12 protein-coding genes, 2 tRNA genes and 1 pseudogene are annotated in these 13476 nt (G+C 68.2%); 5 read left to right on the top strand and 10 right to left on the bottom strand.

Going from position 1 to position 13476, the window contains the following annotated elements; translation table 11 throughout:
• Positions 1-128: 128 nt before the first annotated feature.
• Entirely contained in the window at positions 129-1085 is a 957-nt protein-coding gene (locus ABT009_RS27555; RefSeq protein ID WP_351300396.1) for a hypothetical protein, read from the top strand.
• A gap of 78 nt (positions 1086-1163) precedes the next feature.
• Here ABT009_RS27555 and clpX read toward each other — a convergent pair whose 3' ends face one another.
• The 5 genes from clpX to ABT009_RS27530 form a co-directional block, all read right to left on the bottom strand.
• Complete coding sequence (gene clpX / locus ABT009_RS27550) at positions 1164-2450, bottom strand: ATP-dependent Clp protease ATP-binding subunit ClpX (protein ID WP_351300393.1); 1287 nt, start codon at positions 2448-2450, stop codon at positions 1164-1166.
• A gap of 155 nt (positions 2451-2605) precedes the next feature.
• Entirely contained in the window at positions 2606-3301 is a 696-nt protein-coding gene (locus ABT009_RS27545) for an ATP-dependent Clp protease proteolytic subunit (protein ID WP_309484446.1), read from the bottom strand.
• Between the two features lie 52 nt (positions 3302-3353).
• Positions 3354-3962 carry an ATP-dependent Clp protease proteolytic subunit gene (locus ABT009_RS27540; RefSeq protein ID WP_351300763.1) on the bottom strand — a complete coding sequence of 203 codons (609 nt, stop codon included), beginning with the start codon at positions 3960-3962 and terminating at the stop codon, positions 3354-3356.
• A gap of 410 nt (positions 3963-4372) precedes the next feature.
• A complete protein-coding gene (gene tig, locus ABT009_RS27535) occupies positions 4373-5758 on the bottom strand; it encodes a trigger factor (RefSeq protein ID WP_351300389.1) in 1386 nt (461 codons plus the stop codon).
• Positions 5759-5944: 186 nt separating this feature from the next.
• Positions 5945-6021, bottom strand: a tRNA-Pro gene (locus ABT009_RS27530).
• Between the two features lie 244 nt (positions 6022-6265).
• Between ABT009_RS27530 and ABT009_RS27525 the strand changes: the two genes are divergently transcribed.
• Positions 6266-6336, top strand: a tRNA-Gly gene (locus tag ABT009_RS27525).
• 196 nt (positions 6337-6532) lie between these two features.
• On the opposite strand, the gene ABT009_RS27520 is transcribed toward ABT009_RS27525, so the two are convergent.
• Entirely contained in the window at positions 6533-6727 is a 195-nt protein-coding gene (locus tag ABT009_RS27520; RefSeq protein ID WP_351300386.1) for a hypothetical protein, read from the bottom strand.
• 624 nt (positions 6728-7351) lie between these two features.
• Here ABT009_RS27520 and ABT009_RS27515 point away from each other — a divergent pair.
• Entirely contained in the window at positions 7352-8578 is a 1227-nt protein-coding gene (locus ABT009_RS27515; protein WP_351300383.1) for an acyltransferase family protein, read from the top strand.
• Here the strand turns inward: ABT009_RS27515 and ABT009_RS27510 are convergent.
• Entirely contained in the window at positions 8575-9006 is a 432-nt protein-coding gene (locus ABT009_RS27510) for an HD domain-containing protein (RefSeq protein WP_351300760.1), read from the bottom strand. The genes ABT009_RS27515 and ABT009_RS27510 overlap by 4 nt on opposite strands.
• 120 nt (positions 9007-9126) lie before the next feature.
• A complete protein-coding gene (locus tag ABT009_RS27505; protein ID WP_351300380.1) occupies positions 9127-10275 on the bottom strand; it encodes a PP2C family protein-serine/threonine phosphatase in 1149 nt (382 codons plus the stop codon).
• Positions 10276-10438: 163 nt separating this feature from the next.
• Here ABT009_RS27505 and ABT009_RS27500 point away from each other — a divergent pair, with 163 nt between their 5' ends.
• On the top strand, positions 10439-11668 hold the full coding sequence (locus ABT009_RS27500; protein ID WP_351300377.1) for a GNAT family N-acetyltransferase: 1230 nt from the start codon (positions 10439-10441) through the stop codon (positions 11666-11668).
• A 61-nt stretch (positions 11669-11729) separates the two neighbouring features.
• Here ABT009_RS27500 and ABT009_RS27495 read toward each other — a convergent pair whose 3' ends face one another.
• Entirely contained in the window at positions 11730-12542 is an 813-nt protein-coding gene (locus tag ABT009_RS27495) for an Fpg/Nei family DNA glycosylase (protein WP_351300374.1), read from the bottom strand.
• Positions 12543-12612: 70 nt separating this feature from the next.
• Positions 12613-13101: a ribose-5-phosphate isomerase gene (locus tag ABT009_RS27490; RefSeq protein ID WP_351300371.1), complete on the bottom strand. Its 489-nt coding sequence runs from the start codon at positions 13099-13101 to the stop codon at positions 12613-12615.
• Positions 13102-13296: 195 nt separating this feature from the next.
• Between ABT009_RS27490 and ABT009_RS27485 the strand changes: the two are divergent.
• Positions 13297-13476, top strand: a pseudogene (locus tag ABT009_RS27485) (amino acid transporter); the annotation flags it as partial.

Here is a 13476-nt window from a genome sequence, read left to right as displayed (position 1 = left end):
AGAGGTGTCACGGAGGCGTCCTGAAACCGGAAGGTTTCGTAACGGTGCGGCCCCTGCCGCCCCGGCCCGCCACGGCTTCGGCAAGGATGTCAGGGACGCATAAACAACAGAGGGGGACTGAGACCTCGATGAGCTACAACCAGCCGGGCCCGTACGGCGGTCAGCCTCAGCAGCCCGGCCCGTACGGCCAGCCGGGCCCCTACGGCCAGCCGCCGCAGGCACCCCAGCCCGGCTACGGCCAGCAGCCGCAGGCCCCGGGGCCCGGCTACGGCTATCCGCAGCAGGCTCCGCAGGGAGTCCCGCAGCAGCCAAACCCCTACGGCCAGCCGAACCCGTACGCGCAGCAGCCTCCCTACGGCCAGCAGCCTCCGGGCGCTCCGTACGGAATGCCGCAGCCGCCGGCGCCGGCGGGCGGCAAGAAGAAGACGGGGCTCATCATCGGCGCGGTCGCGGTGGTCGTGGCTATCGGGGTGGGCGCCTACTTCGTGTTCGGCGGCGGGGGCGGGTCCGGTCTGGCGGACGACGGGCCGCACAAGCTGACGGCGCCCTCGTCCGTGCTGTCCGACAAGTACAAGCGCCAGGGCAAGTCGGCTGAGGAGGAGGCGAGCTCCAGCGACGCGAAGGACCTGGCGAAGGCCGGAGTCACCAATGCCACGGCGATCGGCGCCGTTTACTCGACGCTCGACCTGACGTCCCTCGACCCCGAGAACCCCGCTGACGTGGCGAAGACCCAGACCGCCGAGAACTTCACGTACTTCGGCGTCTACGGCGAGGTGAAGGATCCGGAGAAGGCGCTCGACACCACCTTCGCGCAGATGAAGAAGGATCCGGGCGACGGCGTCAAGCTGATAGGCGACGCCGAGTCGGTCACGCCCGACGGCTTCGAGGGTGCCGTGATGAAGTGCCAGCAGGCGGAGAGCAAGAACGCCGTCACACAGAAGACCCAGACGACCTTCATGTGTATCTGGGCGGACTACAGCACCATGGGCGTGGTCGAGCCGACCGCCGGGTCCAAGACGTACACGCTGGACGAGTCGGCCAAGATCGCCTCCGACGTCCGTAAGGAAGTCCGCGTCGAGAAGTAGCACCACCTGGACAACAGAGAAGGGGCGCCCGGCGATGTGTCGCCGGGCGCCCCTTCGTCGTAGGTGTGCGCGTGCCGCTTACGCGGACTTCTGCTCTCCCGGACCGCGCCCCCGCGCATCCCGCGGAATCAGCGTCGGGTTGACGTTGGAGTGGACGACGTCCGGGGTGATGACGACGCGGGCGACGTCCTTGCGGGACGGGACCTCGTACATCACCGACATCAGGACCTCCTCCATGATGGCGCGCAGGCCGCGGGCGCCCGTCTGGCGGAGGATCGCCTGGTCGGCGATGGCTTCGAGGGCCTCGCGCTCGAAGTCCAGCTCGACCCCGTCGAGTTCGAACAAACGCTGGTACTGCTTGACCAGCGCGTTGCGCGGCTCGACCAGGATCTGCAGAAGCGCCTCCCGGTCGAGGTTGTGCACGGACGTGATGACCGGGAGGCGGCCGATGAACTCGGGGATCATCCCGAATTTCACCAGGTCCTCGGGCATCACGTCCTCGAACTGGTCCTTGGCCTCAAGCTCGCGCTTGGAGCGGATGGTCGCGCCGAAGCCGATGCCCTTCGCGCCCGCCCGGGACTCGATGATCTTCTCCAGACCCGAGAACGCGCCGCCCACGATGAACAGCACGTTCGTCGTGTCGATCTGGATGAACTCCTGGTGCGGGTGCTTGCGGCCGCCCTGCGGCGGGACCGAGGCGGTGGTCCCCTCCAGGATCTTCAGCAGGGCCTGCTGGACGCCCTCGCCGCTGACGTCACGCGTGATCGACGGGTTCTCGCTCTTACGGGCGACCTTGTCGATCTCGTCGATGTAGATGATGCCGGTCTCGGCCTTCTTGACGTCGTAGTCGGCGGCCTGGATGAGCTTCAGGAGGATGTTCTCGACGTCCTCGCCGACATAGCCCGCCTCCGTCAGCGCCGTCGCGTCGGCGATGGCGAACGGGACGTTGAGCATCCGGGCCAGCGTCTGGGCCAGAAGTGTCTTGCCGGAGCCCGTGGGCCCCAGCAGCAGGATGTTCGACTTCGCCAACTCGATGGCGTCGTCACGGCCTTGGGAGCCGCCGTTCTCACCGGCCTGAACCCGCTTGTAGTGGTTGTACACAGCGACCGAGAGGGCCTTCTTCGCGGGCTCCTGGCCGACGACGTACCCCTCGAGGAACTCGTAGATCTCGCGGGGCTTGGGCAGTTCCTCCCAGCGCACCTCGCTCGTCTCGGCGAGCTCTTCCTCGATGATCTCGTTACAGAGGTCGATGCACTCGTCGCAGATGTACACACCGGGGCCTGCGATGAGCTTCTTGACCTGCTTCTGACTCTTTCCGCAGAACGAGCACTTGAGCAGGTCGCCGCCGTCACCGATGCGTGCCACGAGGTGCTTCCCCTTCGCCTGGGAGACGCCACGTTCAGCGGCTCCTGGTGCCTCATATCCGACGGTACCTTGCCGGGCCCCCCGTTCGGGCCCCTCTTGGCACGGTTGACTTTGACGCGAACCGTGCCAAGGGCGGCAAATGCTACTGCGCTTGCTCAGACGACCAAGGGGTTGTTCATCTTCCGCGTGGAGATGATCTGGTCGATCAGGCCGTACGACAGCGCTTCCTCGGCGGTGAGGATCTTGTCGCGCTCGATGTCCTCGCGGATCTTCTCGATCGGCTGCGTGGAGTGCTTGGCCAGCATCTCCTCCAACTGCGCACGCATCCGGAGGATCTCGTTCGCAGCGATCTCCAGGTCGGAGACCTGACCGCGACCCGTCTCGCTGTACGGCTGATGGATCAGGACACGGGCGTTCGGCAGCGCCATGCGCTTGCCCGGCGTGCCCGCGGCCAGCAGGACCGCGGCGGCGGAGGCGGCCTGGCCCATGCAGACCGTCTGGATGTCCGGCTTCACGAACTGCATCGTGTCGTAGATGGCCGTGAGCGCCGTGAAGGAGCCGCCGGGGCTGTTGATGTAGACCGAGATGTCACGGTCGGGGTCCATCGACTCCAGGCACAGCAGCTGCGCCATGACGTCATTGGCGGAGGCGTCGTCGATCTGGACGCCGAGGAAGATCACGCGCTCCTCGAAGAGCTTCGCGTACGGGTCGTACTCGCGGACGCCCTGCGAGGTGCGCTCGACGAAGCGCGGGATCACGTAGCGGGACTCGGCGCGGGGGCCGGTGTACTCGGCCTGGCCGCGCTCAGCGCGCGTGCGCTCGTACAGGCCGCTGCCGGGAAAGTCGTTCACGGTGTTCTCCTATGGCCTAAGGGCTGTGGCGGTGGCTGGGGGCGGAAGGGGCTCAGGCCGCCCCGGTGCCGCCGCCGCCCGGCATGCCGGCAGCGGTGGGCATGATGTCGTCGATCAGGCCGTACTCCTTGGCCTCGACCGGGTCGAACCAGCGGTCGCGGTCCGAGTCGCGGGTGATCTGCTCCACGCTCTGGCCGGTGTGGAAGGCTGTCAGCTCCGCCATCCGCTTCTTGGTGTGCAGCAGCCGCTCGGCGTGGATCTTGATGTCCGACGCGGAGCCCGCCAGGCCCGCGGAGGGCTGGTGGATCAGGATCTCGGCGTTCGGCAGGGCGAAGCGCTTGCCGGGCGTGCCCGCGCTCAGCAGGAACTGACCCATGGAGGCCGCCATGCCCATGGCGATGGTCACCACGTCGTTCTTGATGTACTGCATGGTGTCGTAGATCGCCATGCCCGCCGTGATCGAGCCACCCGGGCTGTTGATGTAGAGGTAGATGTCCTTGTCGGGGTCCGAGGCAAGGAGCAGCAGCTGCGCGGTGATCTTGTTGGCGATGTCGTCGTCGACCGGCTGGCCCAAGAAGATGATCCGCTCGTTGAGCAGCCGGTTGTAGACCTGGTCACCGAGGCCGCCACCGATGGAAGGCTCGCCGGCGGCGGAGGGCATCAGATTCGTCACGTATCCACCTGCTCGTCTTACGACGGCGCCGGGCCGTCTCACGTCTTCTGCTTCAGGCTGGGACCCCGCCGCGTAACCGTCTGCCGACGGCGTGTGGGGACTCCCCTGCCCTCGTATTCATGGACCCTAACGCGCAGGCAGGCGGGTGCCATCCCGCATTCGGAACTGTTCGCTGTGAGCGCAGGTTCCGGCCGGGGGACCCCACCGCTGTGGGCAGGCGTTCCGCAGGGCGATGAGGGCCCCTGCTCGAGCGAAGCCGAGAGCTTGGGGGGGAGGGTGGGCGCAGCACCACGACACAGGGTGCCCTTCAGGGCGCACAGGGGCCCCCGTAAGGGCCGACGGGCCCCGAGGTGCCGCAGCACCTCGGGGCCCGTCGTTCAGCGTGGGAGACGCGAGGCTCAGGCCTCGGACTTCTCGTCGTCGCCGGAGGCCTCGGCGGCCTCCTCGGAGGCGGCCTCGACGGTCTCGTCCTCCTCGTCGTCCAGGTCGACGACCTCACCGTTCGTGTCCTTGACCGTGGCCGCCTCGACCACGACCGCCAGCGCCTTGCCGCGGGCGACCTCGCCCACGAGCATCGGCACCTGGCCGCCCTGGACGACCGCCTGGGCGAACTGGTCGGGGGACATGCCGGAGGAGGCCGCACGGCGCATGAGGTGCTCGGTGAGCTCCTCCTGGCTGACGTTGAGCTTCTCCTTGGAGACCAGCTCGTCGAGGACGAACTGGGTCTTGATGCCCTTGATCGCCGCTTCGCGGGTCTCGGCGTCGAACTCCTCGACGGTCTTGCCCTGGATCTCCAGGTACTGCTCGAGGTTCAGACCCATCTGGCCGAGCTGGTGGTGCTCGAGGTTGTGCTTACGGGTGTTGACCTCGTCCTCGAGGAGCTTCTCGGGGACCGGGACCTCGACCAGCTCGAGCAGCTTGTCCAGCACGCGCTCCTGGGCCTGCGTGGCCTGGTCGTACTGCTTCATGTTCTCGAGGCGCTTGCGGCTGTCCGCCTTGAGCTCCTCGAGGGTGTCGAACTCCGAGGCAAGCTGAGCGAACTCGTCGTCGAGCTCCGGCAGCTCACGCTTGGCGACCTGGGTGACCTTGACGGTGACCGCGGCCTCCTTGCCGGCCGCCGAACCGCCCTTGAGCTCGGAGGCGAAGGTGGCCTCGCCACCGGCCTCCAGGCCCTTCACGGCGTCGTCGATGCCGTCCAGCAGCTCGCCGGAGCCGATGGTGTACGAGACACCCTCGGCGACGCCGTCCTCGAGGACCTCGCCGTCGACCTTGGCCTCCAGGTCGATCGTCACGACGTCGCCGTCCTCGGCGGCCCGCTCGACCGGGGAGGTGGAGGCGAAGCGCTCGCGCAGCTGCTCCACGGACTTCTCGATGTCCTCGTCGGTGACCTCGACGGCGTCGACCTCGACCTCGATGCCGGAGTAGTCCGGAATCTCGATGGTCGGGCGGATGTCGACCTCGGCGGTGAAGGTCAGCAGCTCGCCGTCCTTCAGCTCGGTGATGTCGACCTCGGGCTGACCGAGGACGTTCAGCTCACCCTCGTTGACCGCTTCGGTGTAGAACTTCGGGAGCGCGTCGTTGACGGCCTCCTCCAGCACAGCACCGCGACCGAACCGCTGGTCGATGACGCGCGCCGGAATCTTGCCCTTCCGGAAGCCCTTCACCGTGACCTGCTGGTTGATCTTCTTGTACGCCGCGTCGAGGCTGTCCTTGAGCTCCTCGAAGGGCACCTCGACAGTGAGCCGAACCCGGGTCGGGTTCAGGGTCTCCACGGCGCTCTTCACGGTTCGGTCTCCTTGTGGCTGACTTCTTGGTTTCTGCTGAGCCAGAAGGCTTCAGCGGATCGCGTCGCCCGGAAGACATCAGACCTGAGACACACGGGCGTGCAGTCTGCATAGTAACGGCAGGTGGTACACGCCCCAAAAGGCGATCAAGGACCCTGCCGGTCAACCGGCTCCGGATCCCGGTGGTGGTCGGGGTGGCGGGATTTGAACCCACGGCCTTCCGCTCCCAAAGCGGACGCGCTACCAAGCTGCGCCACACCCCGTCGGTGCGACAGGTAGGGTACATGCCCGCAGGCAGTGCGGCTCCCGTTGATTCGGGTGCGACGCCGGGCTACCGTCACGACACGCTCTCCGCGACCGAGTGGACACGCTGCGTCCGGTCCACCAGCACCTCGTACGGCGCGCCCCCACCGTGAGTGCCGCCCCGTGACGGCGGGGTGTGCGGCGGAGGGGTGCGACCCGCTACGATGCTTTCCGTGCCGCGGGGTGACCTGCGGCGCACACTGTGCGGGCGTAGCTCAATGGTAGAGCCCTAGTCTTCCAAACTAGCTACGCGGGTTCGATTCCCGTCGCCCGCTCTTTCGCCTCCGGCCCGGTCCGCAGATTTACGTGGACCGGGCCGGAGGCCTTTCTGTACGCCGTACGGGTTCATGGCGCCCGCCGTCGCGGGTTGTGCCCACCCTCCCCCAAGCTCTCGGCTTCGCTCGAGCAGAGGGGACCCCATCGCCATGCGGAACGCCTGCCCACAACGGAAACGGGCCACCGGTCCCGGTCTCAGAAGCTGATCGAGTTGATCGTGTCCGCTATCGAGTCGAGGAACCGGTTGATGGAGGGGGCCATTCCGGTTGAGGCGAGGAAGAAGCCGAAGAGCACCGCGATGATCGCTGGGCCCGCCTTGATCGAACCCCCGCGGATCAACACCACGAGGATGATCGCCAACAGCAGCACCACTGACAGTGAAATGGCCACAACTGATCACACCCTAGGTCGGTCCGCTCTCCCGGCCCGGAGGTGCGATCCCGCACACCCCCGCCCAGAACCATCGTGCCACCAACCCGGCCGCGCTATGCGACGCGTGACGCATCGTCGGCCATGTGTGCTCCCGCAGCCCGCGGCTGCGCATCCGTGTGGCACTTGAACGCCACGCGCGCGTAGGGCAATTCGCGTGACCTGCACGGTCATCAATTCGGCTTGATCGTTTCGATGTCCACACAAGGTGTGCGCAGGGAATTCGAATTGTCGTCACAGGCACATCCGCCCGTTACCACAGACGCATCTGTGAGACTGACGACACATCAAAGCCGTCATCCAAAAAGCCAATGAATCGGACATTTCACCAGAGTCGCCCGCGGACGTTATGCCCCAATTAATGGGGATGAGTTCGGACGTAGCGGTCAACAGTCAGCTGTGTGGAGGAGATTGCGGATCGCTATGTCGACTTCCCCGAATCCCGGGTACTCGCAGGCCATAAGCAGGATTTGAGTTGATGGTTTTACGAAATCACACAGACAACGCTAGGGTGCCTCAGATGTTTCACGCTGCCTCGTCCCCAGTAAGCGCAGCCGTCTTGCCGAGCTCTTGGTGGGAGGGCCTGTGACGAACTCGCTGCGACCGCACGGCAACCACAGAGCGCCACTCCCCCCGGTGCAGGAGCCGGCGGCGGGAGTGCCGGGCCCGCGATCCCCGCGGACCACCCAGGCGGCCGACGCTTCCCGCAGCCCGGGGGCCAACACCCCGGACCGCAGGGCCCCGAGCGGCAGCGCTCCGGGCAACAAGCCCGCGAAGCAACGTGACGCGTTCTTCGACAACGCCAAGTACCTGGCGATCGTGCTGGTCGCGATGGGGCACGCGTGGGAGCCCCTGACGGATCACAGCCGGGCCGCCGAGGCCCTGTACATGACCGTCTACACGTTCCACATGCCAGCCTTCATCCTGATCTCCGGCTACTTCTCGCGCAGTTTCGACATGCGCCCGGACCGGCTCAGGCGGCTGGTGACCGGCGTCGCCGTGCCGTACGTCATATTCGAAGTGGCGTACTCCTTCTTCAAGCAGTGGGCTGACGACGATCCGACGCACCCGATCAGCCTGCTCGATCCCTGGTACCTCACCTGGTTCCTGGTCGCGCTCTTCGTGTGGCGGCTCACCACCCCGCTGTGGAAGGTGGTCCGCTGGCCGGTGCCGCTCGCGCTCGCCATCGCGACGCTGGCCACCGTCTCGCCCGACATCGGCGACGACCTGGACCTCCAGCGCGTCCTGCAGTTCCTGCCGTTCTTCGTCATGGGCCTGTTCATGAAGCCCGAGCACTTCCAGATGCTGCGGCGGCGCGAGGTGCGGCTGCTGTCCGTCCCCGTCCTCGCGGGCGCGCTCCTGGTGGCTTACTGGGCCGCCCCGCGCATGTCGTCGGCATGGTTCTACCACCGCGACAGCGCGCAGGAGCTGGGCTCGCCCTGGTGGGCCGGTGTCGTGATGACGCTCGCGCTCTTCGGCTGCTCGATGGTGCTGACCGCGTGCTTCTTCGCCTGGGTGCCGCGGCGGCGGATGTGGTTCACGGCACTCGGCGCGGGCACGCTGTACGGCTATCTGCTGCACGGCTTCCTCGCCAAGGGCTCGCGCTTCTGGGGCTGGTACGAGGACTACGAGTGGCTGCACAAGCCGCTGGGTGAGATCTTCGTGACGCTCGTCGCGGCCACGGTCATCACCCTGCTGTGCACACCGCCCGTACAGCGGGTGTTCCGGTTCGCGATGGAGCCGAAGATGGAGTGGGCCTTCAAGCGGGACGCGACAGAGCTGGCGCGGGAGCGGGCGAAGACCGCGTCCTAGAGGCCCAGCAGGTCGCGCATCGTCGCGTACTTCCGTGTCAGGCGGGCGCGCGTGAGCTCGTCAAGAAGGGCGAGGCGGGCCGGGTCGGCGTTGCTGGCGAGGTCCGCCTCCTTCACCAGGAGGGCTCCGGGTGTGGCCAGGATGCGCTGCGCGTAGGCCTCAGGGGGCTCGGCCGGGCGCTTGGTGAGCGCCAGCACGATGTCCTTCGTACGCTGCGTCAGCGGGGCACCGTGCAGCCACTCCTCGGACAGCACGTCGTCCTCGACGGCGTCGTGCAGCCAGGCCGCTGCGATCTGCTCGTCGCTGCCGTCGCGGGCGCGGACGCCCTCGGCCACCTCCCGCAGATGCTCGGCGTAGGGGCGGCCGGCCTTGTCGGTCTGGGCCGAGTGCGCCTCACGGGCGAGGGCCTCGACCTCGGCCGGCGTCATGATCTCGTGGGTGTCGTTCCGCGTCACACGTCGAGTGTCCCGCTTCGGCACCTCGAGGGTCCCGCGTCCGCACACAGAGGATCGCATCCGCGCCTCGAGAGTCGCGCGTCCGGCCGAGCGTCACGTCTCCCGGCAGACGAGCAGCAGCGCCCGGTCGTCGTTGACGTCTTTCGCCACCGCTTCGATCAGGTGCCAGGCCGCCCCGTGGAAGCCGCCCGCGACATAGCGGTCGGCCTCACCGGTGAGGCGGTCTATGCCCTCCGAGATGTCCCGGTCGGCCGTTTCGACGAGGCCGTCGGTGAAGAGCATCAGGACGTCTCCGGGGCGCAGCGAGCCCTTGACGGGGTCGAACTGGGCGCCGTCGTAGACCCCGAGCAGCGGCCCGTCCGCCGCCTTCTCCTCCCAGCGGCCGCTGCCCGCGTGCAGTTGTACGGCCGGCGGATGGCCCGCGGTGAAGAGTTCGTAGTCGCCGGAGTCCAGGTCCAGGACGAGGTGGATGGAGGTGGCGAAGCCCTCGTCCCAGTTCTGGCGGAGCAGATAGCCGTTGGCGGCGGGCAGGAACGCGTGCGGCGGCAGCGAGCCGAGGAGGCCGCCGAACGCGCCGGACAGCAGAAGGGAACGGGAGCCCGCGTCCATGCCCTTGCCCGAGACGTCCGTGAGAACGACCTCCAGGGTGCGGCCGCCGTTGGTGCGGGCCGCCACCACGAAGTCGCCGGAGAAGGACTGGCCACCGGCCGGCCGGAGCGCGATCTCGCGGTGCCAGCCCTTCGGCAGGACCGGGAGCTTGCCGTGCACTCGGATACGTTCGCGCAGGTCGAACAGCATCGTGCCGCCGCGCCGCCACGGCACGCCGACCCTGCTGCGGAACTGGGCGATCAGCAGTCCGAAGAAACCGCAGGCGGCCACCACCAGGACCGTTCCCGGAGTCACCCGGGCGGGGCCCTCCGCGTACGGACCGAGTTTGACCGACTCCACGATCAGGGCAGTCGCCGCCGCCGCGTACAGGCCGAGGAGGCTCGCGGGGCGCAGCAGCAGTCCGCCCGCCACGATCGGCAGGACGAGGACGGCCGGGGAACACCACACGGGATTGGCGAGGGTGACGCCCGCGATCAGCGGGATCGTCAGCAGCAGACCGGCGAGGGCTATCCAGTCGGAGCCGTCTCCGCGGAAGTAGTCGACGCCCGATTTGCGCAGGCCGACGCGGACCCGGTGCAGTTGCCTCTTCATCCGGGCCGGGAGCGTCTCGGCTGCCGCGCGTTGTCCTGCCATTGCTCGGGACCTTATCCATCGGGCCAGGTCCCTCGCACGGGAGGTCCTACTTGTCCCCCTCATCAAAACTGTCGTCCCTCTCCCGAGGGGCCTTGGAGGCGGCTTCCGGAGGCCTGCGCGAAATCGGCTCGCCCCGTCCTCAACTCCCTGGTACTCATGGCATATGACGACAGACCTGCGGGTACTGCAGCCGGCCGAGTGGGACACGTGGTACGGGAAGTTGGTGCTCGCGTTCGGCGGAGTGCCGGAGGCGGACGAGGAGCGCGCCCTGTGGGAACGCCTCACCGAGTTCGAGCGGTCGCTCGGCGCCTGGGACGGCGACGACTGCGTGGGGACGGCGGGGGCCTTCTCGTTCCGGATCACGGTGCCGGGCGGTGCACTGGTGCCCGCGGCAGGCGTCACGATGGTGAGCGTCGCGGCGACGCACCGCCGGCGCGGCGTGCTCACGGCCATGATGCGGCGTCAGCTGGACGACGTCCGGTCCTGGGGTGAGCCGCTCGCCGTGCTGACGGCTTCGGAACCCGCGATCTACGGCCGGTTCGGATACGGCGTCGCCACACAGCTGTTGTCCGCCGAGATCGACACGGCGCGCGTCCGGCTGGCCGTGCCGCCGGGCACGGATGGCGTCCGTCTGCGGTTCGCCGCCCCCGTCGATGCGGCGGATGCCTGCGAGGCCGTGTACGCGCGGCGGGTGCCCGGGCGGCCTGGGATGCTCGCCCGGCGGCCCGGCTGGGAGCAGCTGCCGCTGCTCGACCCGGAGAGCGAGCGGCAGGGCTCCTCACCACTGCAGTGCGTGCTGGCCGAGCGGGCCGGGGAAGTCGTGGGCTACGCCCGCTTCCACAACAAGCCCGAGTGGAAGGCGGCCGGACCCGAGGGCACGATCGTCCTGCGCGACCTGGAGGCGCTCGATCCGGCGGCGTACGCGGCGCTGTGGCGGTTCCTGTTCGAGATCGACCTGACGTCCACGCTCGAGGTGCGCAGCCGTCCCGTGGACGACGCCTGGCAGCATCTGGTGTCCGACATCCGCCGGTGCCAGGTGCGACTGCGGGACTCGCTGCACGTACGGCTCGTGGATGTGGGCGCGGCCCTGGAGGCGCGTACGTACCAGGCGCCCGTCGACGTAGTGTTCGAGGTCGAGGACGCCTTCTGCCCCTGGAACGAGGGGCGTTGGCGGCTCACCGGCGACGGCAAAGGCGCTTCCTGCAAGCGGACGGACGACGACGCCGATCTGGCGCTGTCCGTACGGGACTTGGGCGCGGTCTACCTCGGCGGGGTGTCCCTGTCGGCGCTGGCCGCGTCGGGGCGGGTGCGGGAGCTGCGGGCGGGGGCGGTTGCGGAGGCCGCGGTGGCCTTCTCGTCGGCGGTGGCGCCGTGGCTGCCGCACGGGTTCTAGCCGGGGCATTCCGGCTTATAGCAGCGGGCATTCCGGCTTGCGCCGGCCGCCGCCGGTGGATTTATCCGGGCGGCTGGCAGCCCGGGCACCAGAAGAGGTTGCGGGCGGCGAGATCGGCGGTGCGGATCTCGCCGCCACAGATGTGGCAGGGCTGGTGCGCCCTGCGGTACACGTACACCTCACCGCCGTGGTCGTCGACACGCGGCGGGCGGCCCATCGCCTCGGGGGTGTGCTCGGGACGCACGGTGTCGATGCGGTTGTTGCGTACGCCCTCGCGCATCAGCTCGACCAGGTCCGCCCAGATCGCGGTCCACTGGTCGTACGTCAGGTCCCTGCCCGGTCGGTACGGGTCGATGCCGTGCCGGAAGAGAACCTCCGCCCGGTAGACGTTGCCGACGCCCGCGATGACCTTCTGGTCCATCAGGAGGGCCGCGATGGTGGTACGGCTGCGGGAGATGCGCTTGTACGCGCGGTCGGGGTCGTCGTCGGGGCGGAGCGGGTCGGGGCCGAGCCGGTCGTGTATCGCCTGCTTCTCGGGGTCCGTGATGAGAGCGCAGGTCGTGGGGCCGCGCAGATCGACGTACGCCGTGTCGTTGAGCAGACGGAGGCGGACCGTCTCGGTCGGCGGGGGTGCGGGGACCTCGCCGAAGCCGACCTTGCCGAACAGGCCGAGGTGGATGTGGACCCAGTCCGGGCCCTCGAAGCCGAGGAAGAGGTGCTTGCCGTGGGCCTCCGCGGTGGTGAGGACCGTGCCGGTCAGGAGTGCGGCGGCGTCTCCGAACTTGCCCTGCGGGCTTGCGGCTTGCGCCGGGCGGCCGCCGAACCTTGACAGGTAGTCCTTGGCCAGGCGGTGGATGGTGTGCCCCTCCGGCACGGCTCCTCTTTCCTCGTCTTTTCTTCGCCGCTCCGCGGCGAACCCAGGCCGCGGGGCCCCGGGCCGCGGCCTACTGCTGCTGCGGGTGGTGCGCCGGGATCGGCGGCAGCTCGCCCTTGGTCTCGTATGCCGAGAGCATGTCGATGCGGCGGACGTGACGTTCGTCACCGGAGAACGGCGTGTTGAGGAAGATCTCGACGAACTTCACGGCCTCGTCGGTGCTGTGCATGCGGGCGCCGACGGCGACGACGTTGGCGTTGTTGTGCTCGCGGCCCAGCGCTGCCGTCTGCTCGCTCCAGGCCAGTGCCGCGCGGACGCCCTTGACCTTGTTCGCGGCGATCTGCTCGCCGTTGCCGGAACCGCCGATCACGATGCCGAGGGACTCCGGGTCCGCGACCGTCCTCTCGGCTGCACGCAGGCAGAACGGCGGGTAGTCGTCCTGGGCGTCGTAGATGTGGGGCCCGCAGTCGACGGGCTCGTGGCCGTGGGCCTTGAGCCACTCGACGAGGTGGTTCTTGAGTTCGTAGCCGGCATGATCCGAGCCGAGGTACACGCGCATGGGTCCGAGTGTGGCATGTCCAGGTGCCGGGGCCCGCGTGCGGGTCCGGGACACGCGCCAGGGCGTCTCGAGAGCATCTTCATCCGAAACAAGTCCCGCTATGTGAAACACAACAATCCGGAACTGTGTCTTCCGTCCGTAACAACCCTGGGCTTGAATGCGAGGGCTCGTCCCCGAGAACTTAAGGATTCGTCTATGACCTCGCAACCATCCCTTGCGAAGGCAGACACCAAGGCCTCCGATCCCGGTAATCCCCAGGGCACAGGCGGAGACGGACTGAAGGCAGGCCTCAAGAACCGCCACCTGTCGATGATCGCCATCGGCGGTGTCATCGGTGCCGGACTCTTCGTCGGCTCCAGTTCCGGTATCGCCACC

The organism is Streptomyces sp. NPDC002896 (assembly GCF_040295225.1).
Lineage (GTDB): Bacteria > Actinomycetota > Actinomycetes > Streptomycetales > Streptomycetaceae > Streptomyces.
Note: the sequence above shows the minus strand (reverse complement) of the source record. Positions and strands in the feature narration are given on the sequence as shown.